This is a genomic window from Frankia sp. ACN1ag (assembly GCF_001414035.1).
Lineage (GTDB): Bacteria > Actinomycetota > Actinomycetes > Frankiales > Frankiaceae > Frankia > Frankia torreyi.
In genome coordinates, this window is record NZ_LJPA01000030.1 from 67,530 (window position 1) to 87,856 (window position 20,327).

Here is a 20,327-nt window from a genome sequence, read left to right on the forward strand (position 1 = left end):
ACGGGCCGGACGCGGAGGTTCGGACCGTCTTTGTCGGCTATGCGNCGGCCGACGAGGCGTGGGCGGAGTGGATCGCCTGGCAGCTTCGGGCCGCCGGCTGGCAGGTCGATGTGCAGGCCTGGCATTCGGTGCCGGGCACGAACGTCGTGGCGTGGATGGACGACTGCCTGGCCCGCGCCGACCATGTGCTGCTCGTCCTGTCCGCGGCGTTCCTGCGTTCCACCTGGGCGGGCGCCGAGTGGCAGGCCCGTTACGAGCCGGGGGAGCGGGTTGTCGTTCCGGTCCGGGTCGAGGCGTGCGAGCCGCCGGGGCTGCTGCGTCCGCTGGTCCGCGTCGACCTGTTCGACGTCGACGAGCAGGATGCCCGCCGGGCGCTGCTGCGTGGCCTGCGTGGCGCCCGCGACGGCCATCTCGTCCCGGCCGAGCAGCCGCCGTTCCCGCCGGCCGTCGGCGGCACGGGCACCCCGCCGCCCGACTTTCCCGGGCTGGACCCGCCGGCGGCGTTCCTGACCTGGGTGCGCGACGCCTGCGCCGACCGTTACCCGGGGGCGTCGGTGCGGCCGATGGCTGCTGTCACGGCGCGGATCGGGCGGCGTACCGTCCCGCTCGTCCATCTCGAGGTCGAGGGGGAGCGCGACGGCGAACGTGGCGTGTGGCCGGTCGGGCTGTGCCCCGGCCGGCCGGATCGGGACATGGTGGACGCGTTCCACCGGCTCGTCCACCTCCGGTACGAGGCACGCGACACCTACCTCGAGTCGGACCTGGTCTACGGCGCGGGATTCGCCGAACCGGAGCTGCGCCGGTGGGCCAGGCGGACGAGGGGAATCCGGCTGCGGAGCCTGGCGGAGTTCGAGGGCCGTTGGGATCCGCGCGGCTACCTGATGCGCCAGTCGCGGCGGCTGGCGGCGGATCCGAGCTATCCGCCCGAGCTGTACGTGCCGCAACGCTACGTCCTGCTCGACGACGCCCCCGCGGACCGCCCCGCCGCCGACGTGTTCACCGCGATGGTCGACTGGCTGGATGTGGAGTCGGCGCGGCTGCTGCTCGTCCTCGGCGAGTTCGGCCACGGCAAGAGTTTCCTGCTGCGTGAGCTGGCCAGGCGGCTGCCCGCGGAGCTGCCGAAGGTCGTGCCGATGCTCGTCGAGCTGCGCGCGCTGGAGAAGAGCCATCACGTCGACGACCTGCTGGCGCTGCACCTGTCGAAGGTCGGCGAGCCGGACGCGAAGGTCCCCGCGGTGCGGCGCATGCTGGACCGCGGCCGGGTGGTGCTGCTCTTCGACGGCTTCGACGAGCTCGCCCAGCGGGTCACGTTCGACCGCGCCGCCGAGCATCTGCGGATGATCCTCGACGCGGTGTCCGGCCGGGCGAAGGTGGTGCTGACCAGCCGCACCCAGCACTTCGCCTCCGACGACCAGTGGCGCACCGCGTTCGGGGAACGGGTCAGCCAGCTCGCCGGCAGCCGGCTGATCCGCCTCGCCGACTTCGACGAGCCCCAGATCCGCGAGTTCCTCATCCGCCTGTTCACCCTCGCCGACGCCACCGCCGCGGACAACGTCGCTGCCCAGGCCGTCCGCCGCCGGCAGGCCGAGCGGCGAGCCGACGCGCGGCTGCGCCTCATCCACGACATCCGCGACCTGCTTGGGCTCTCGGCGAACCCGCGGATGTTGTCCTTCATCGCCGAACTGCCGGAGGCGGATCTGCTCGCCGCCCGATCGGCGGACGGGACGATCAGCTCCGCCGACCTGTACGCCGCCCTGATCGAACGGTGGCTGCGCTTCGAGGCCGCCCGCCGCCGGCCGACCCCCGGGTCGCACCAGAGCCTGAACGAAACCCAGCTCCGCACCGCCGTCGACGCCCTCGCCGTCGCGCTGTGGGACAGCGGCGGGGACGCCATCGCTCTCGGCGAGCTCACCGAGACGGTGCAGGACGCGCTGACCGATCTGAGTGCGGCCCGGCTCAGCGTCGCCGAGGCGGCGTTCGCCGTCGGCTCCGGCAGCCTGCTGCGCCGCGGCGACGACGACCGCTTCTGTTTCGCGCACCGTTCGGTGATGGAGTACCTGGTCGCCGTGGCCGCCGCCGCCCAGCTCGCCGCCGGCGGCGACGATGCCGGGGCGTTGCTGGAGCGCCGCGAGATGTCCGAGCTGATGGTCGACTTTCTCGCCGGCTCAGCCGACCGCGCCCTCCTGCAGGCCTGGGCCCGCGCCGCGCTGACCAGGTACGACCAATTGCTGGAGGAGGGGGAGCACTTTGGGATCGACTGGGAGAGACCTATCGTGCGCCGCGCCATGCATCCCGTCCAGGCGGGCAGAGACAACGCTCTCGCGCTCAGCCGGCGGCTCGGCTTCCGGCTCGGCACCCTCCAGCTCGTCGACCAGGACCTGCGCCGCCGTGACCTGTCCGGAGAGGATCTCCGCTACGCCGACCTCACCCGGGCGAACCTGTCCGGGCTGCGCCTGCACGACGTCGACCTGACCGGCGCGGACCTCACCGACGCCGACCTGCGCGACGCCTGGCTCGTCCGCCCGCGGCTGACCGCGGCGCGCCTGGCCGGCAGTCGCTGGGATCGCGCGGTCCTGATCGACCCCGTCCTCGACGAGGACGCCCGCGACGCCGACGAGCTGGCGCCAGCCGTTCTGTCCGGCCGCGACCGCCCGCGACCCGTGCTGCGGCCCGTCGGCGCCGTCGGCACGACCGCCGTGTTCTCCCCGGACGAGAGCCTGCTTGCGGTGGCCACCGGACCGGCGGTGCTGATCTTCGACGTGGCCGACCTCGGGGTGCTGTCCGTCCTGCAGCACCCGGCCCGGGTACGGTCGATGGCCTTCACCGCTGCCGACCGGCTGGTCACCGTCGGTGCCGATGGCGAGGTGCGGACCTGGGACGTTCCGACCGGCACGGCGGGCGCTCACTGGACGATGGAATCGGCCGCGCACCGGGCGGTGACGCTCGCTGCCGACGGCTCCCTGCTGGCCGCGGCCGGCGCCGATCACCGGTTGCGGGTCTGGGAGGTGGCCACGGGGCGTCGATGGGCGGAGTGGGCGATCGCGCCAGGCATGGCCGAGGGGCTGGCGTTCGCTCTGTCCGGCGCGCTGCTCGTGTCGCGCGACGCCGACGGTTGGACGCGGATCTGGCAGGTCGCGTCGGGCCGGCTGGCCGCAGAACTGTTCGCCCACGCGGGCAGCGACCACGCCGGTGCCGTCCTCGACGGTGGGAGACGGATGGCCACCGCCTGGCTCGACGGCTGGCTGCGCCTGTGGGACACCGCCGCGGACCGGATGGTCGCCGAACAGCAGGTCGAACCGGCCGGCTGCACCGCGGTGGCCTTCTCGACAGACGGAATGCTGGCCACTGTCGGCTCCGGCACGGTGCGGCTGTGGCCGCCGCCGATGCGTCGTCGCCCGACGGGCGGCACCTCGAAACCGCTCGTCGAAAGAGCGGTGACGGAATGGGAGGCAGCGCCGGACAGCCGGCCGGTGTTCTCGCCGTCCGGCACCCTGCTGGCCGTGGTCAACGACCTCGGGTACCTGGGGGTGCATCACGTCCTGTCCGGACAGCGGCGCGCGGTCTCCCATGACCATGTCGCCACCGCCCACGACTACAGCGCCCACTTCTCCGCCACCGGCACCATGATCGTCACATCGAGGAATCTCGGGGGCACCGGCCGCGAGCTCGCGGCACACCACCTCGGCACGGGCCAGATGATCATTCCCCATCCCCTCGGCACCTTCGGCCGCGACGTGGCCGGTGGCCCGCACAGCGATCCGGCGAAGACGGACGCTCTGGCCTCGTGGCGGCCAGACCTGGGCCCCAGGGCCCCACTCGCCGTCCTGTCCGAAGATGGCCGCACTGTCGCGGTCGCGGACAACAGGTACAAGCACTGGGTGAGGATTCTGCGGATCCTGCCACCGGGCTGGGCACGTCGCCCCCTGCCGCGCGGCCTTCCACTGCCGGACGTGCTTGCCGCTGCGGGCATGGGGCACGTGGTGGCCTTCTTCCCGAACAGGGAGGTCCTCGCCCTCGGCGGTCTGCGGCCCCTCTCCCTGGTCAGATCGACGTCAATCGAGTACGTCCTCGGCTCTGAGGGCGCGGTGCCCACCCTCGGTGGCGGGGCGGTCCGGTCGTTGGCCTTCGCACCGTCGGACGAACAGGTCGCCTGCCTCGAAGACAACCTTCTGCGCCTGTGGCAGATGGAGGAGCAACACTGGCGCTCCGGTCCGATGGTCATCGGCGACCCTGCCGCGGCGAGCTTCTCGCGGACGGGATGGCTGGTGGCCGCGGGCGGTGACGGCGTCGGCGTGTGGGTGGCGGAGACGGCCGAGGCGCTGACGATCGAACCCCTGCCCGAAGGGTCGATGGCGGCACTCGCCTTCTCCCCGGACGGACGGTTGCTTGCCGCCGGGGGGCAGCGCAACGGCCAGGGGCGGCTGTGGATCTGGGACGTCTCGTCGGGCCGGCTCGCCGCCGAACTCGTGTGTGCATGCGGGCCGGTGATCGACGTCGTCTTCGCCGCGGACGGTCGCACGATCGCCGTCGCCGGCGCCGATCGCACGATCCGCTACTGGGATGCGGGATCCTGGGCTCCCGTGGCGACCGCCGTGCTGTTTGACGGCGGCGGTCACGCGATCCTGTTGCCGGACGGCTCCTACCAGGTGGTGGGCCGGCCCGAGGGCGCGCTGTGGTGGACGGCGAAGCGGCGCCGCTTCGGACCGGGCGAACTCGACGGACTCGTCCCGGACGACCTGCGCCTCGATCCGGATCAGCCGCTCGCGGCCCTCGCCGGCTTCGGCACCCCCGCGGTGGAGGACGAGCCCGCCGCCGAACCGCCTCGGCGCCGCCGGTTCGGCCGGCGGCGCCCCTGAGATCGGCGCGTCCGACCGAGATCGGCGCGTCCGACCGAGACCGGCGTCGGTGTGGCGGTGGGAGACGGCGGCCGCGCCGGCCGGACGGTGAGCGGCAGCCGACGGCGTGGTTCATCCAGGGCAACGGATCCGGCACCGACGGGTGTCACCGCGGCCATCCCGGATCCGACTGCGCGCCTGGACGACCTGGTCAGCCACTGTCTGCCGATTTCTGTCGGACCCCCTGCCTAGCCTGCTCGCCAGATGGAGTCGGGAGCTGACGATTTCGGTGGGAGTGGCGGATGGTGGACGAGGAGCAGAGCCTGCGGCGTTCGGCGCCGGGGGCGCAGGCTGAGCCCGACCGGGCGGGTTCCGACCGGGTGGGTCCTGGCCGGGCGGGTCCCGCCTGGCCGGACGGCCCGCTGGGCGGCGTGAGCGGCGAGGTGGCGCAGGCACTCGCCGAGGTCGTGGCCGAGGTGCTGCCGCAGCTCGCCGCCCGGGTGCCGGCCGCGCCCGCGGCGGTGGTCGGCCGCCTCGGCGCGGCTGCGCCTTTCCTTGGAGCGGCCCGTCCCCGGTCGGCCCCACCAGGGCAGATGCAGTCCTTTGCCGCGCGCCGCCAGGGGCACGGCGGTTCCGCGGTGGTGGCGGCCCTGCGCGCGCTGGGCGTGCCGGTCGCCGAGCGGCTGCTCGGCGCGCTGGAGCTCGCGGTGGACGATCTGCGGCTGGCCCCCGTGCCCGGTCTACCCGAGCTTCGGCTGCCGCGGCAGGTCATCTTCGCGGAGCGTGCCGGGACGGGCGATCCCGACGGCGCGGCGGTGCGCGCGGTGCAACGCCTTGACCAGGCGTTGCCGGAGGCCTCGGCCATGGTCTCGACGCTGCTCACCGTCCTCGCGCGACATCCCATGATCGTGCCCCTGCTCGCCGACGCCGATATCGAGCCTGCGGAGACGGAGACGGAGACGGAGGCGGCGATCGCGGCGGGCCACGGCGCGATGCACCTCGCGCTCGGTGTCGCCGTCGCCGCGGCGGTCCTGCCGACGGCCGCCCTGGCGCCGCTCATCGCCGGGCCCCCGGTGATCGTCGGCACCGGGCTCGGCGCCGCCGCGGTCTACCTCGCGAGCGCGCCGATGCCGCCCGGCTACGGCGAGGCCCTGCTGGCCAAGCGTCGGTCGGAGTACCGCCTCCCGCGTTCCTGCGCCGGGTCGGTGCACGTGCGCGGCCACCGGTTCGGCCTGGTCGAGGGCCCCTTCCCGGCGGGCGTCGACACGGACGCGGACGCGGCATTCTCGGCCAACGGCCTGGTCACCGTGGTCCCCGGCGGGGCGGTGATCCGGACCGGCCAGGCCGAGGGCACCGTCCGGATCCGGCTACGCGTCCTGGCCGAGCCGCCGCCGGACCCCGACTCGCCGCGTCCCGGGGGCTGGAACCTGCGGGACTGGGACGAGGTCGTCGAGGTGAGCTGGCACGCGGACGTCGGGTCCGCGTCGGTGGTCAGCTCGGACGGCACCCCTGCCGCGGAGGCCCTGCGGGAGCAGACGCCGCCATGGTCCGGCGACTACCGGCTGCGCGTGGCCGCGCGCGGCCGGGACGACGCCAACCGCGGCGAGTCCTACGAGCTGTGGGTCTGGCCCGCGCCACCCGCGCCAGAACTCGTCCGCCGGCGCACCGACCAGCTCGGTCACCGGTTGCGCCGCGAGCCGGAGCCGCCCGCTCCGCCCGAGGGCCACCTGCGGTGGGTGTACTCCAGCATGCTGGCGGAGGCGGCCACCATCACCGTCGTGTCCGGCGCCGACCGCGACGACGTGGTGCGCGCCTTCGGCGCCGATCCGCGCCACCGACGATCGCTGGTCTCCCTGATCGACCTGCCCGACCGCGCCGGCTGGATAGCGGTCCTCGCCGTGCCCGAGGCCGGCGTGGTCGTGGTCGCCGAGGACAACTGGTTCGCCGGCAGTGACCCGGCGACCATGCGCGCGCTGTCCCGGCTCGGCCCCGCGGCGAGCATGTTCTGGAACATCAACGCGGTCACCCGGCTGACCCTGGCTCGTGACGGCGACATCGTCGCGGCGGGCGAGCTGACCGAGGACTATCCGGCCGGGCCCGAGGCGGCGTCCTACCTGGCCGGCATCGACCTGACGAGCTGGCGGAACCGGATCGCCAAGGGCCTGCTCGTCGTCGAACGGTTCACCGGATATGGGCTGCGGCCCGGCGACCTGGACCGGCTCTGGACCGAAGACCTCGCCCACCGCATCAGCGACAGATGACGGCATCAGCGACAGATGACGGTCGCCTTTAGCGACGACAGTTTGTCGGGAAGATGAAAATCGGCGGATTCGCCGGGCCTTTTCAGGTAAATGTCTGCTCGCGGGTGACCATGGGAGACACTTGTATCGGTCCGCGCTCGCGGGAGGCGCCGGGCCGAGATGCCGACGGGGGAAGCGTGAGGCATGATGCGCGGGTTCGGCGTTTCCGCCGGCTGGTTTTCGGTGACATTTCTTCGCGTCATCGTGCTGGCCGCGGCGTGCGCTGTCGTCCTGATGGCGGCGCCGGACGGTTCGCGGGCGTCCGCTGCCCTCAGCGTCACCGGTGCGGTGGACAGCGGCGCCGGTGCGGCAGCCCATCCGGTGGGTCTCACCGCCGCGGGCCCCGGTGCGTCCACGACGGCGTCGCGCTGTCCGCCCGGGTCGAGCCTCGTCCGCTCGACCGGCAGGTGCAGCGCGGCACCGACCGTGGCCTGCGCGGGCGGCTCGCGGACCGCGGGCGGGTGCACGGCCGCGGCGACGCTGTCCTGCCCGGCCGGCTGGACCTCGACCGCCGGCCGGTGCTCGACCGCCGCCGAGCTCACCTGCCCGTCGGGCGCGACCCGGCGCGCCGGCGGATGCCAGACGCCACCCGAGCGGACCTGTCCGCGGGGCTGGGACCGATCCGGCGAGAGCTGCCTCGTGGCGGCCACGGTGACCTGCCCCGAGGGCTGGAACCGGCGCGGAGACGGCACCGGAGAATGCACGCACGACCCGACGTGGACGTGTCCCACCGGCGCGAGTAGGGACGGCACGACCTGCACCCGCGAGCCGGACTACACCTGCCGCGACGGCGACAGCCGGTCCGGCGCGACCTGCCTTCGCTCCCAGACGACCTGCCCACCCGCACCGCCGCAGGCGAATCCGCGCCTGAGCACCTCTGGGCCGCGCAGCCTCACCGGGATCGCGGAAGACGGCGGGACGCGCGACGGCGTCGGGACGCGCGACGGCGTCGGGACGCGCGACGGTGGCGGGACGTCCGACGGAAGTTGCGTCGTTGCGCCGACCTACGCGGCGACGGCCACCTGTCCGGGGACGGGCAGCCCGCCCACCTCGGCGGGCTGCGTGACCCGGGCGGCGTCGAGCTGCCCGGACGGCGTGCGCCCCGACTCCTCGGACCGCTGCGTGACTCCGCCGACGCTGGGCTGTCCGGCCGGTTACGACCGGGCCGACATCGACGACCTCGACCGGTGCGTCATCCCGGTCCAGATCCGCTGCGCCGGCCGTGACGCACCGGCCGGCACCACGTCCTGCGTCGTCGGCGACGCGACCCCGTCCTGCCCGCGGGGGACCGTCGAGCCGCCGGATCGCTGCGCCGTGTCGCCGTCGTGGTCCTGCCCCGATGGCAGCCCCTCCAGGTCAGGGGGCCGTTGCCCGGCCGGGCGGACGGCACGCTGCCCCGCCGGGACCGCGCTGGACGGCGAGCTGTGCACCGGGTCGGCCTGCCCCGCGCGCACGGCCTGGACGATCGGCGGCGTCTGTGTAGAAACGGTGTCCGCCTGCCCCACCGGCACCAACCGGACCGCGGCGGGGCTCTGCGCGCCGGTCACGGCGCGGTGCCCCGCCGGCCTCGTCCGCACGGTCTCCGGGGCGTGCGCCCGGGTTCCGACACGCTGCCCGGACGGGACGACTCGGGGGCAGGACGGACTGTGCGCCCTGCCCAGCCCGCGACCGGTGAAGAACGTCCCGCCGGCCGTCGTCTCGGTGCAGGATCCGCCCGCCGACGGTGGCCTCCCCGTGACCGGGCCGGCGATCCTGGGCGTGGCCAGCAGCTTGGTCGTACTGGCGATCGTGGCGCCCCGGGTGCGACGGCGGCTGAGCGGGCGCGCGCAACCGGTCCCAGTCGGTCACCCACCGGTCCGTCCAACGCGGGCCGACAGGGTGCCAGTCGACCGGGTGCTGGCCGACAGGGTGCCGGTCGGTAGGGCGCCGGACCCGCCGCGCCCGTCGGCACGCCCCGCGGCACCGTCGTCCCCGCGGCGGCCGCCACCGATCAGGCCGTCGACCCCGCCCAGCCCGCTTCCCCCTTATCCCGCGGTGCGTCTCGTGGTGCGTCGGACCGACGGTCATCCGCCGCCGAGCCGTAGCGGGAACCCGCCGGTACGGGTGCGGACGCGCGCCCTGACGCCGGCCGCGGTCGGCGGCGTGCCGCCACATCTGTGGGTGCGGCCGGCGTCGGCGCCGCCGGTCGCGGTGCGCCGGATCCTCCCCGCGGCACCGCCTGCACCGGTGCGGCTTGTGATCGGCGGCTCCCTCGACTCGGTGCGGGTCCGACCGCCCGCCGCGGCCGACGGCGCGCCGGTGGCATCGCCCCGCCTGCGCTGGTCCGTCGCGGCTGCACCCCGTGTCGTCGTGAGCGCGGACGAGGGCGGCCCGGGTGGGCCGGCCGGCCCCGCCGTCTGCCTGCGAACCCACGACCTTGCCCCCGTTCGCTCCGGGCGATGGACGATCGCCGGCGCGCGGGGCGACGACGGGTCCCCGGAGCGAGACGAGGTTCCGCCGCGCAGCGGGAGATCTGAGCGGGCGCAGGTACAGGCCTCCGCCGGGACTCGGGAAGGAGAGCGGCCGTGAACGCGAACCCCGGGGATCCGGACACGACCCAGCCACTGCCCGTCATCCGCGGCCCCGCGGACCCGGTTCCGGAGCCACCCGCGCCCCGCCGGACGCCGCCCACCGGCGAGAACCCCGGTGCGCGCCCACCCGGCGCCGATGGTCCGGCCGCCCGGCCGGACGGCCGGCGCTCACCGCCGGATCGGAGCGTGCCGCCGGATTGGAGCGTGCCGCCGGATCGGAGCGTGCCGCCGGATCGAAGAGTGCCGGCGGATCGGGGTGAGCCGCCGGAACGAGATGGCGCCGCCGGGTCGGACCAGCCGACCGGGCGCCCGGCCGACCAGGCCGGCGAGCCGGGGCAGGCGGACCAGCGGCCCGACGACCAGGCCGCCCCGCCGGAGCCGCCGGCCACGTCCGACGGGGAGCCCGTGCCATTCGATCTGCTCCAGGCGGGCGGGATGCTGTTCGCGGCCGGGCAAAGCGTCGCGAGGCTGGGTCGCCAGTTGGCGACCGAGCTCAGCGAGGTCAGCAATTCCCTTCGGGCGGCGCAGATCTCGCCGGATGTGATCCTTCGCGTTGCCGGCGAGCTCGCCGCCGAGATTCTCCGGTTCCTGCGCATCGACCTGGTTGGCGTGATCATCGACGCGTGGGCGGAGTGGCCGGTGATCCGGGAGGCGGCGCACCGCTCCGCCGCGTCCCCGCAGGCGACCGAGACGCTCATCCTGGGCTCCCACACCTCGACCGTGGAGTATGGCCGCGAGGCCGACATCCTCGCCGGCGAGCTGTTGTTGTCGAGGACGAGAATCCGGCTGATCGTCGAGTTCGCGCTGGCAGAGGTGAGCATCGCCCTGCGCGCGGGCCGGTTGACGAGAGCGCACCCCGGGTCCGGTCGGGTCAGCCTCACGCTGCTCGTGGCCGAGCGCACGATCCGGCAGGTCGAACGCGATCTGCCGCTGCCCGCGTCGATCCCGCTGGGCAACGGGATACCGATCCCCGGCCTCTCCCGGACCACGGAACCTGACGCCGGTCGCGGTGGCACCGCCGCACGACGCGACGACGCGAACCCGGATCCCTCGGCGCCCGTGAGGCCTCGTCCCGATCCGAACGGCCCACCCGGCGACCTCGCCGACGACGAGCCGGCCGGGCCGGCTGGGCCGGACGAGCCGGACGAGCCGCCGGTGGGCTGACCCCGCCCGACGCCACCCGGCTCGGATCCCAGGCGCCCGCTGCATCGGTGGCATGCATCGGGCGGCGCGCCGCCGACCGTCGGGTCATGCGGGCGGGGGCGGGTCGGGAGGTGCCGCACCGCGGCGGGGGGTCGGCCGCGGTGCGGCACGGCGAACGAACAGGGCCTCGCCGCCGGGTGCGGCGGGGCCCCGCTCCGGCCGTCCGATGGTGCTGTGGACGGCCGCGGCGTGGGTCAGGAGGTGTAGATCAGGATGCTGAGGACCCAGCCGACGGTCGTGGCCGCGATGGCGACGAAGGTCGCGAGCTTGCCTCGGCGGCTGCCCTTGCCCCAGGCCACGGCGCCGCAGGCGATGGCGGCGAAACCGACGAACGGTACGAACAGCGCCACCGCCGAGAAAACGAAGGCGAGAATCCACAGCGCCCGCGTCCCGGACGATTCCGGGCGCGGCCCGACCGGCTGCTGGTAGCCGTACTGCATCTGCGCCTGGTTATTGTCCGGGTATGGAAGATAGCCGGTCTGGTCGCTTTCCCAGGTGCCGTATCCGCCGTACTGCGGCGAGTTCTGGGGCGGGTACGGCTCACGGTAGGGCTGGCCGTAGGGCCGGTCGGCAGGCGGATTGACGGGAAGCTGCTCGGTACCGGCATCGTGCACCGTGTTGGGCCTCGTCACGGGAACTCCTCTTCTCCTTCGGTCGTCGGCCGGTACTGTCGTGACCTTGCTGTACCCCGCAATCCCGTTCCCTCACACGGAGATTCCCGAGAAATATCCACGGTTCGACGGCGTGTTCGGTCGTGCGCTCACCGGTCGGGCAGCAGGCGCAGGGCGAGGCGGGGGCAGGCGTCGACGGCTCGGCGGGCGTGGCCGGCGAGCCGCAGGGGGATCGTGACGTGCCGGGTGGTCCGGGCGCCGGGGGCGCGGGCCAGGGGGTAGCCGTCGGGATCGCGGGTGAGCAGTTCCGGGAGCAGCTCGGCGCACCAGCCGCGGGCGTCGCAGGCCGTCCAGTCGATCCACAGCCGGGCCGGGCCGACCGCGGGTCCGCCGCCGCCCGCCGTGGAGTCCGGGTGGCCGGTCGGGTCGCCGGTCGGGTCGCCGTTCGGGGCGCCGGCCGGGGCGGTCCGTCGCCGTTGCGGTATGCCGGGCATGCTGTCTCCTCCTGTGCCTGCCTGAGTGGCTGCCTGAGTCGTGCCTGCCTGTGCGTGTGCGTCGGGTGGCCGGCGGGGTCGTCCGCGGTCAGGTCAGGTGGGCCGAGCCGAGGCAGTGGCCCTGGGCGTGCGCGCGGATGTCGGCGGCGAACGTGCGCAGCGCGCTGTGCACGAGGCGGGCCACGCCGTCGGGATGGTGGCAGGCGCCGCGGCCCGCGACCAGAGCGGCCAGGCGCAGCGACCGGCTCGCCGCCTGGGCCGGGTTCTCCCCGTCCGGCGCCGTGTCCCGGCCGGCGACCCCGGCCATGCCGGCGACCGACCGGGCGAGCTGCGGCAGCCCGCTGACGCACGGGCCGCACTGGCCGGCGTTCTGCGCGGCCAGGTAGCCGACGATGCGGGCGGTCTCGGCCAGCCCGCAGGCCCGGGCGGGCAGCACGGAGACGATCCCCGGTCCCGGCGTGGCGCCCCAGGACGCCAGTCCCTCCCGCGACATCGGCACCGCGGGCGCCACGCCGCCGGGCAGCCAGGTGCCGGCGAATCCGCCGATCCGCAGGGCGCCGACCGGTTCGACGGCGCCGCCGCGGGACCCGACGAGATCGCCAAGGGGGGTTCCGTACGGCACCTCGACGACTCCCGGCGCGGCGACGGCTCCCGTCACCGTGACCAGGAGCGTGCCGGGCTCGTCGGCGGTCCCGACGGAGCGGAACCAGGCGGCGCCCCAGCGCGCGATCGTCGCCAGGTGGGCGAGGGTCTCGACGTTGTGCACCAGCGTCGGACGCCCGTGCAGGCCGGTGTCGGCCAGCGGTCGCCAGTGCGCGCGGGGTCGGGCCGCGGCCCCGTCGAGCGCCGCGACGACCGCGGACGCCTCCCCGGCGAGGAACGTCGCCGGCGCCTCGCGGACCTCGATCCCGCAGCGGTCCCAGCCGGCGGCCCGCCGTTCGGCCACCGCCTGCCGCACGGCTACCGCGGCGGCGCTGCCGGCCTTGACGTAGACGAACGCCTCCCCGGCGCCGACCGCCTCGGCGGCGAGCTGCACGCCGTCGAGGACGAGGTGCGGCGCGGCGGCGAGCAGGGTCGCGTCCTTCGCGCTCTCGGGCTCACCCTCGGCGGCGTTGGCGACGACGACGGGCGTGCCGCCCGCCCGTGGCCGTCCGGTGCCCCCGCCCGTGCCCCCCCGGCGCCGCCCGGGGCGGTCCGCGCCGGGCGGGCACGCGGCCTGCGCGGCGGCGGCCAGCTTCTGCCAGGTCGGGAAGGCCGCGCCGCCCCGTCCGGTCAGCCCCGCGTCGTGGATCTCGCGCAGCAGCGGCCCGCCGGGGCCGCGCCAGGGCAGCGGCCCGCACCGGCGGTGGTGGCCGAGCAGGTCGGGGGCGGCGAGGGCCAGCAGCCGCTGGGCGGCGTGCCCGCCGACGCCGACCGTATCCGGCAGGTTCATGGCGCGGACGGTGCCCGGCAGGTCCGCGGCGCCGGGCATGCCCGGCGGGTTTGTGGTGCCGGCGGTGCCCGGCGGGTTCGTGGTGCCGGCGGTGCCGGCCACGCTCGGTGCGTCCCCGACGCCGCGGACCGGGTGGACGCCGGCCGGCCAGGGCTCAACAGTGTGCTCGACGGTCATCGCGGGTCCCATCGGTCGGCGGCTGCCGCGGGGCTGTCCCCAGCGGCGCCGCGCATGGTCTGGACGGGCGGGATCGCCGCGGCGGCCGTCGCGGGCCGGTCGAGGTGGCCGCCGACGGCGGAGACGGGGCCGTGCGCGGGGACGGGGCCGTGCGCGGGGACGGTGCGCAGGGCCCGCAGGGGGGAGTCATCGACCCCGCCCGGCCGGGGCTCGGTCGGGGCTAACGGCCGGGATCGGTGGAACGCGGCGAATCCCACCGACAGGCGCCAGCTCAGCGCCCCGGCGACGGCGAGCACGCAGCATACGGCCACCGCCCACAGCCACGGCGTGCCCGTGTCGCTGCCGGCGCCGAGGCCGTGCGCCACGGCCACCGGCCAGGCGCCGTAGGCGGCCCAGTGCACCGCGCGCCAGATCCGGGCGCCGACGCGCCGGCGCAGCAGGCTGGTCAGCGCCACCGCCGCCAGCAGGTCGAGGGCCACCGTCCCCAGGCCGACCCACAGCGGGCGGTACCCCGCGCCGAAGGGGAGGACCACGTCGGGCAGGGCAAGCTGCGCGTACGGGTCGAGCAGCAGGGTCACGACGTGGAGGGCGACGAACACGACGGCGAGCAGGCCCGCGCTGCGGTGCACGGCGGCGACCGCGAAGCCCGGCAGGCCCGCCAGACCCCGGCCCGAACGGGCCACCACGCCGAGGACGACCGTGAGCGTGAGCAGCAGCAGCGCCACGGTGCCGCTGCCCCGGGCGGTGTACCAGAGCGTGTCGGTGGTCATCGGGTGGCCCCGGCGTCCCGCGGGCCGGGCATCCCCGATCGCGCTTCCGTCGAGTCTCGCTCGACGGTCTCCTCCATCCCGGGCGCGACCGCGGATCGCACCGCCTGTTCCGCCTCGGGCGCGACCGCCTCGGGCGCGACCGCCGCCGGCGCCGACCGTTGCGTCGGGGACGGCCAGCCGGCCACGGTGACCACCGTGCCGTCCGCGTCGACCAGTCGGGCGGCGAGCCCCTCGCGGCGCAGCGCATCGGGCGCCGCCGGGCCGCGCACGATCGCCGCCGTGCTCGCCGTGTTCGCCGCCAGGCAGCTCGCGGCGGCCACGGTGACGGTTCGCCACACCGCCGGCGCCGGCTGGCAGGTCCGCGGGTCCAGCACATGGTGCAGCAGCTGGTGCCCGCGCCGCCAGCGGCGCCCGAGCGTGCTCGACGTCGCGAGCGCGGTCCCGGGCGGCAGGCCGACCGTGCACGCCGGCTCGCCCGGCTGGTCCAGCACCCGGACCCGCCAGCCGCCCGGTGGCGGCGGCCCCGCGGTGGCGATGTCCCCGCCCAGGCTGACCAGGACTCCGGTGCCCAGCCGGTCGGCGACCAGCGCGGCGCAGCGGTCGGCGGTGTGCGCCTTCGCCGTTGCGCCGAGGTCGAGCTGGACGTCCGCGGGCAGGGTCAGCAACCGCCCGGTCAGGCGGACCCGCTGCCAGCCCGGCGCCGGTCGGCGCACCACCCGCACGGGCGGGCCGCCGGCGGCAAGCTGGGCGATGTCCCGGTCGTAGCCGAGGTCGGCGAGCGGGCCGCCGAGGGTGGGGTCGACGGCTCCGCCGGTCTGGCGGGCGGCGGCCAGCGCCACGCCGATCAGCTCGGCGAGCAGGGGACTGACCTGCTGGGGCGCCCCGTCGGCGGCGTCGAGCTGGACGATCTCCGCGTCGGCGCGGAAGCGGCTGGCCACGGCGTCGACGGCCGCGAGCTGGTCGGCGACGAGCCGCCGCGCGGCGTCGAGGCGGTCCGGGTCGGTCACCACGACCTGCGCGGTGGTGCTCCAGACCGGCCAGGCGGCCGAGGCCGGCTCGGATCGGTCGGAGTTCGGTACCGCGGCGGGGCGGGGTCTCGTGGTTGCGGCCATCTCAGGAGCCACCCGTGGTGGCGTGCGCCTGGCCGTCGGTGCTCCACGGCGAGGTCCCGCTCGAGGACGAGGTGCCGGAGCTCGTGCTGTCCGAGGCGCTGCCCGAGGAGCTTGTGCTGCCCGAGGAGCTTGTGCTGTCCGAGGAGCTTGTGCTGTCCGAGGAACCGGTGCTGCCCGAGGAACCGGTGCTACCCGAAGAGTCGGTACTGCCCGAGGCGGTGCCGGTACTGCCCGAAGTGCTGCCTGTGTCGGAGGTGGTGCCGCTCGTCGCGGTGGCGGAGGTGTCGTCGTCCGTGGCGGCGGTGTGCTCGTGGGCGAGGACGCCGAAACCGATGACGCCGGCGGCCGCGACGGCGACCAGCCCGGTCGTGACGGGACCTACCCGTCGGATCCCCTGTTCGCGTGTGGCCATCGTCTCCCTCTCACCGGCCGCGCTCCGTGGGAGGAACGCCGATTGGTGATGAGAGTGCGAGCCGAGCCTGTGGGGTTGCTGTGCGCCGCCTGAGCGCAGGCCCAGGGTTCGGTGTCGGGCAGCGGTCAGGTCCAGAAGGCGGGCGGCAGGGCCTCGATCTCGCGGGCGGCCTGCTCGAAGTCGGCGGCGATGGGCCGTAGCGCGTCGATACCCAGCCGGTCGATGACCGCGGCGTTGAGCCGGGCCCGGGCGGCGACGGCGGGGCCGAACGCGGCCCGGTCGCCGTCGTAGTCGTAGGCGTCCAGCAGCAGGCGCAGCCGCCGGGGCCGGTCGTCGAAGGCGGTGAAGCCCTGCGCTTCGACGACGGCGCGGGCGTGCAGGGGCACCCAGGTCAGCGCGGTGAAGGCGAGGTCGAGCTCGCGGGACGACGGCCCGGCGGTGTCCCAGTCGACGAACCCGACAAGCCGGTTGGCAGCGGCGTCCCACACCGCGTTGAACGGCGAGGCGTCGTGGTGGCCGACGACCAGGCCCGGCTGCCACGGCCGCCCGGACAGCCAGACGGCGCCGGTCGGCGGCACGTAGCCGGCGGTGAGGTCGTGCAGCCGGCGCAGCCACGCCCCGACCTGGCCCAGCGCCTCGTCGGAGAACGCCCATGCCGGCCACGGCCGCCGCTCGCCGATCGTGTCGCCGGCAAGCCAGGACAGCACCTCCCGACCCCGCTCATCGAAGCCGAGCACCCGCGGCGCACCGCTGAACCCGACCGCGTCGAGATGGCGCAGCAGCCCGTGCACCGCCGGGGTCCAGGGATTGGCCGGGCGGTGCACGGTGTCGCCGATGCGGACGCCCCCGACATGCCGGCCGCCGGGCAGGCGCTGCTCGGTCAGGGGCTGCTCATCCATGCTTCGGATTTCTAGGGGTGATGGAACCGGCATCGCAACAGGTTTTCGGCCGGGCAGCCATGGGCTCGGCCGCTCACCCAGCCTCGGCAGGCATGGCCGCCGGGGCGGCGACCATGTCGCGGCGCCAGCGGCGGGGGCTCCAGACGTCCTGGTCCTCGCCCCAGCACTCCTGGCCGTCGAGGTCCCAGCGGGTCATGCTGCACCACGCGAGCATGCTCGGGTACGGGGTGAAGACCATCCGGCTGACCACCGTGCCCGTCGCGGACAGCACCCGGCCCAGCTCGTCGCCGCCGGTGATCCGTACGGTCGCCGGCCGGCCCTCGCCGTCGCGTTCCACCCGGCGCTCGCCGGTGACCAGCGGGGACCACACGCCGTCCCGCATGAGGTAACCCGTCCACACCCGGTCCGTGCCGTGGCGGTCCGGGCCGGTGAGGGCGAGGAACGCCTCGGTCGCCGACGCCGTGCCGTAGGCGTAGCCGACGCGCCGCTGCCGCTGGTCGCGCCGCGGCCCCCACGCCCGGTCGCGGATCGCGAGGCAGTCGACGGCGACCCGTTCGCCGTGCAGCACCATCTCCCCGGTGACCCGTCCGGGCTGGTCGAGATGACCGCCCTGGGCGAACAGGTCGGACTCGCCACCGGAGACCAGCGGCCGCATGAGGGCCTCGTAGCGCAGGTCGAGGGTGAGCTCGTCGCTGCGGTAGCCAATGTCGTACGTGTGGCCGGGGCGGACGGCGCGCAGGGTGATGCCGTCGGCGAGCCGGGCGTTGCGCAGGTCCGGCAGCTCCGGCAGCGGGATGTGCTGCTGCCAGTGGCGCACGGGAAGCTCCCAGGGCAGGTGGGCGCTGGCGTCGTAGACGGTCACCCCGCCGAACTGGACGCCGAGATTGGGNCGGAACACCGGGTACACGTAGCCCAGCAGGTGACGTTCGGGCACCATCCAGGTGAACCAGACGGTCTCCGTCCACAACGGCTCGTCGGGCGGGAACGGGTGCAGCCCGTCGTCCGCCTCCGTCAGCCCCCAGCCGGCCGTGTCCGGCAGGTCGGTGCTGGCCGAGTCGGTGCTGGCCGAGTCGGTGTCGGCGGGGCTGGTGCCGGCCGGGTCGGCGGCGGCGGTCATCGCGGTGCCGCCGCGGCCGTGTCGGCGCCGGGGAGGTAACGCTCGCGGAGCTGGGCCTTGGCGACCTTGCCGACCGGGTTGCGGGGCAGCTCGTCGACCAGTTCCACCTGCTCCGGCCACTTCTGCTTCATCAGACCCGCCCGGGCGCACCAGCCGGTGAGGTCCGCGAGGCTGGGCGGGGCGTCCGCGGCCGCGGGGACGATGACGGCGCACACCCGCTCCCCGGTCCGCCCGTCGGGCAGCCCGATGACCGACACGTCGGTGACGCCCGGATGGGTCGCCAGCACCTGCTCCACCTCCACGGCCGAGACGTTCTCCATGTTCCGGATGATCACGTCCTTGATCCGTCCGGTGACGGTCAGGTAGCCGGCCGCGTCGAGGCGGCCGAGGTCGCCGGTGCGCAGCCACCCGTCGGGTGTCATCGCCGCGGCGGTCAGCTCCGGGTCGAGATAGCCGAGCATCAGGTGGTCGCCGCGGAGCTGGATCTCGCCGTCCGAGCCGGCCGGCGCGGCGCCGCCGTCGGCTGCCGTCACCCGCAGCCGCGCCGTGGGCGCGGCGATCCCCTCGGTGGTGGCCCGCTGCGCGGGGGAGTCGCCGAGCCGGCCCATGCACACGATCGGCGCCTCGGTCAGTCCGTAGGTGGGGACGATACCGGCGCCGAACGCGGCCACCATCCGCGCGTCCAGGTCGGGGGGTCGGCCGGTACCGCCGCCGGGGAAGGCACGCACCGATGGGAACAGCCGCCGGCCGGCCGGCAGCGCACGCTGGGCGGCGAGGTAGGCGAGGAAGAACGGCGGGCCGGCCCCGGCGATGGTGACGTCGAAGTCCTGCAGGGCGCTGATCGCCTCGTCGGTGAACCGGGCGACGCACAACGTCTCGAAGCCGACCAGCATCGCCGCGACCTGCCAGGCCGGGCCGCCCACGTGGCAGAGGGGGAAGACCGCGCCGTACCGGTCGTCCGGGCGTAACCCGAGCCGCTCGACCAGGGTGCGTCCGGCCGCCAGCACCGCGCGGTCGGCATGCACCACGCCCTTCGGCACCGACGTCGTCCCCGAGGTGTAGAAGTACCACCGGCCCGCGACCCCCGTCGGCGGGGCCAGCGGACCGCCCCGCGCGGGGCTGTCCTTCCCCCAGGCCAGGACGTCGATCGGCGCGCCGTCGCGGGCCACGGCGGCGGCCACCCGCCGGGCGGCGGCCGTACGCGCCGGGTCGGCGCCGTCGACGATGAGCAGCGCCGGGCGGGCCTGACGCAGGATGAAGTCGAGCTCACGGTCGCCGTAGACGGGCAGCAGGGGATTCTGCGTCGCCCCGAGCCGGCATAGCGCCAGCAGCAGGACGATCGCCTCGACGCTGGTCGGAAGCTGCCAGGACACGACGGTGGCGGGCCGGACGCCGCGGGCGGCGAGGTCCGCGGCGAGGGCCGTCACCCGGTCGCCGAGCTCGCCCCAGGACACCGGCTCGCCACCCACGTCGCGCACCGCCGGCGCCCGCGGGCTGGTCCGGACCCGTCGGTCGAACACGCTCGACAGACTGACTCCGTCGGACCCGCCCACGCCGTCGGAGCCGCCCACGCCGTCGGACCCGCCCACGCCGTCGGACCCGCCCACTCCGTCGGACCCGCCCACTCCGTCGAACTCGTCCATGGCCACCTCGCCGGCTCCGATCTCGTACCGAGAGACGCTTTCACGGAACTGACATAGCGTCAATTATGGTCCGGGCGCCGGGCCAGGCTGAGATGGATGATCTGGGCCTGGGACCGGAGGAGCTCCTCGAGTGGCGCCCCGTCGCGGGCGAACCCCTCGCGGCGGGCCGCCGACATCACCAGCATCATCACCAGCGACCCGGCGAGACCCACGGGATGACCGTCGACGACGGCGACCGACAGCACGTGGGTGAGCCTCTTCATGGCGTCCAGCAGGACCCGGAACACCCGCGGGTCCTCGTCGCGGGAGGCGAGCACGATCGTCTCGAGCAGGCCGCGCCGGTCGCTCCAGAAGTCGTGGAACGCCCGGACGAACCGCTCGCACGGCTCGGGCGCGGCGTCCGCGCGCACCAGCACCGCGGCCAGCGCCGTGACCTGCTCGAACTGCTCCATGTGCCGCTCGGCCACCTCGGCGACGGCGCTGGGGAGGTCGGGGAAGTAGTGGTAGAAGGTCCCCGGCGACGTGTGCACCGCCCGCGCGACGTCCGCGACGGCGATCGTCAGGTACGGCGCGGCCAGGCAGCGCCGCTCCACCTCGTCGAGCAGCCGCAGGCGGGTGCGCCGCCCCTTCGGCCCGGGGCCGGGCCCGGGCCCGCCGCCGCCCGCCGGTCGCCGCGACAGCCGGGCCACGTCGCTCAGGCCGGACGGCTCGCTCGGTTCGGCTGCGGTCATCTCGCCTCCCAAAAAATTGAG

13 protein-coding genes and 1 pseudogene are annotated in these 20,327 nt (G+C 75.3%); 5 read left to right on the forward strand and 9 right to left on the reverse strand.

The window, feature by feature from the left end; translation table 11 throughout:
- Positions 1-45: 45 nt before the first annotated feature.
- The 4 genes and pseudogenes from UK82_RS43210 to UK82_RS23385 form a co-directional block, all read left to right on the forward strand.
- Positions 46-4,856: pseudogene (locus UK82_RS43210) on the forward strand (TIR domain-containing protein); the annotation flags it as partial.
- Positions 4,857-5,137: 281 nt separating this feature from the next.
- Entirely contained in the window at positions 5,138-7,096 is a 1,959-nt protein-coding gene (locus tag UK82_RS23375) for a DUF6461 domain-containing protein (RefSeq protein WP_055409342.1), read from the forward strand.
- A 222-nt stretch (positions 7,097-7,318) separates the two neighbouring features.
- The gene (locus UK82_RS23380; protein ID WP_152989995.1) at positions 7,319-9,703 is read left to right on the forward strand and encodes a hypothetical protein; all 2,385 of its coding nucleotides are present in this window, start codon (positions 7,319-7,321) and stop codon (positions 9,701-9,703) included.
- A 242-nt stretch (positions 9,704-9,945) separates the two neighbouring features.
- Positions 9,946-10,869: a hypothetical protein gene (locus tag UK82_RS23385; RefSeq protein WP_055409346.1), complete on the forward strand. Its 924-nt coding sequence runs from the start codon at positions 9,946-9,948 to the stop codon at positions 10,867-10,869.
- Between the two features lie 233 nt (positions 10,870-11,102).
- On the opposite strand, the gene UK82_RS23390 is transcribed toward UK82_RS23385, so the two are convergent.
- The 5 genes from UK82_RS23390 to UK82_RS23410 all read right to left on the reverse strand — a co-directional run bounded on the left by UK82_RS23390 (position 11,103) and on the right by UK82_RS23410 (position 15,504).
- Positions 11,103-11,540 carry a DUF4190 domain-containing protein gene (locus tag UK82_RS23390; protein WP_055409348.1) on the reverse strand — a complete coding sequence of 146 codons (438 nt, stop codon included), beginning with the start codon at positions 11,538-11,540 and terminating at the stop codon, positions 11,103-11,105.
- 128 nt (positions 11,541-11,668) lie between these two features.
- Positions 11,669-12,013, reverse strand: coding sequence for a ferredoxin (locus UK82_RS23395; RefSeq protein ID WP_055409350.1), 345 nt, complete (start codon positions 12,011-12,013; stop codon positions 11,669-11,671).
- Between the two features lie 88 nt (positions 12,014-12,101).
- Complete coding sequence (locus UK82_RS23400) at positions 12,102-13,622, reverse strand: NADH-ubiquinone oxidoreductase-F iron-sulfur binding region domain-containing protein (protein ID WP_236706343.1); 1,521 nt, start codon at positions 13,620-13,622, stop codon at positions 12,102-12,104.
- A complete protein-coding gene (locus UK82_RS23405) occupies positions 13,619-14,392 on the reverse strand; it encodes a ferric reductase-like transmembrane domain-containing protein (RefSeq protein WP_055409352.1) in 774 nt (257 codons plus the stop codon). Before UK82_RS23405 ends, UK82_RS23400 begins: the two co-directional genes overlap by 4 nt.
- Positions 14,389-15,504, reverse strand: coding sequence for an FAD:protein FMN transferase (locus UK82_RS23410; protein WP_055409354.1), 1,116 nt, complete (start codon positions 15,502-15,504; stop codon positions 14,389-14,391). Before UK82_RS23410 ends, UK82_RS23405 begins: the two co-directional genes overlap by 4 nt.
- A 14-nt stretch (positions 15,505-15,518) precedes the next feature.
- On the opposite strand from UK82_RS23410, the gene UK82_RS33755 reads away from it, so the two are divergent.
- On the forward strand, positions 15,519-15,965 hold the full coding sequence (locus tag UK82_RS33755) for a hypothetical protein (RefSeq protein ID WP_055409356.1): 447 nt from the start codon (positions 15,519-15,521) through the stop codon (positions 15,963-15,965).
- Between the two features lie 76 nt (positions 15,966-16,041).
- Here UK82_RS33755 and UK82_RS23420 read toward each other — a convergent pair whose 3' ends face one another.
- The 4 genes from UK82_RS23420 to UK82_RS23435 form a co-directional block, all read right to left on the reverse strand.
- The gene (locus tag UK82_RS23420) at positions 16,042-16,800 is read right to left on the reverse strand and encodes a phosphotransferase (RefSeq protein ID WP_055409388.1); all 759 of its coding nucleotides are present in this window, start codon (positions 16,798-16,800) and stop codon (positions 16,042-16,044) included.
- An 88-nt stretch (positions 16,801-16,888) separates the two neighbouring features.
- A partial coding sequence (locus UK82_RS23425) for a hypothetical protein (protein ID WP_236706345.1) occupies positions 16,889-17,704 on the reverse strand: 816 nt, incomplete at its 5' end.
- Positions 17,705-17,928: 224 nt separating this feature from the next.
- Positions 17,929-19,575, reverse strand: coding sequence for a class I adenylate-forming enzyme family protein (locus UK82_RS23430; RefSeq protein ID WP_055409360.1), 1,647 nt, complete (start codon positions 19,573-19,575; stop codon positions 17,929-17,931).
- Positions 19,576-19,634: 59 nt separating this feature from the next.
- Complete coding sequence (locus UK82_RS23435) at positions 19,635-20,306, reverse strand: TetR/AcrR family transcriptional regulator (protein ID WP_044885545.1); 672 nt, start codon at positions 20,304-20,306, stop codon at positions 19,635-19,637.
- Positions 20,307-20,327 lie beyond the last annotated feature (21 nt).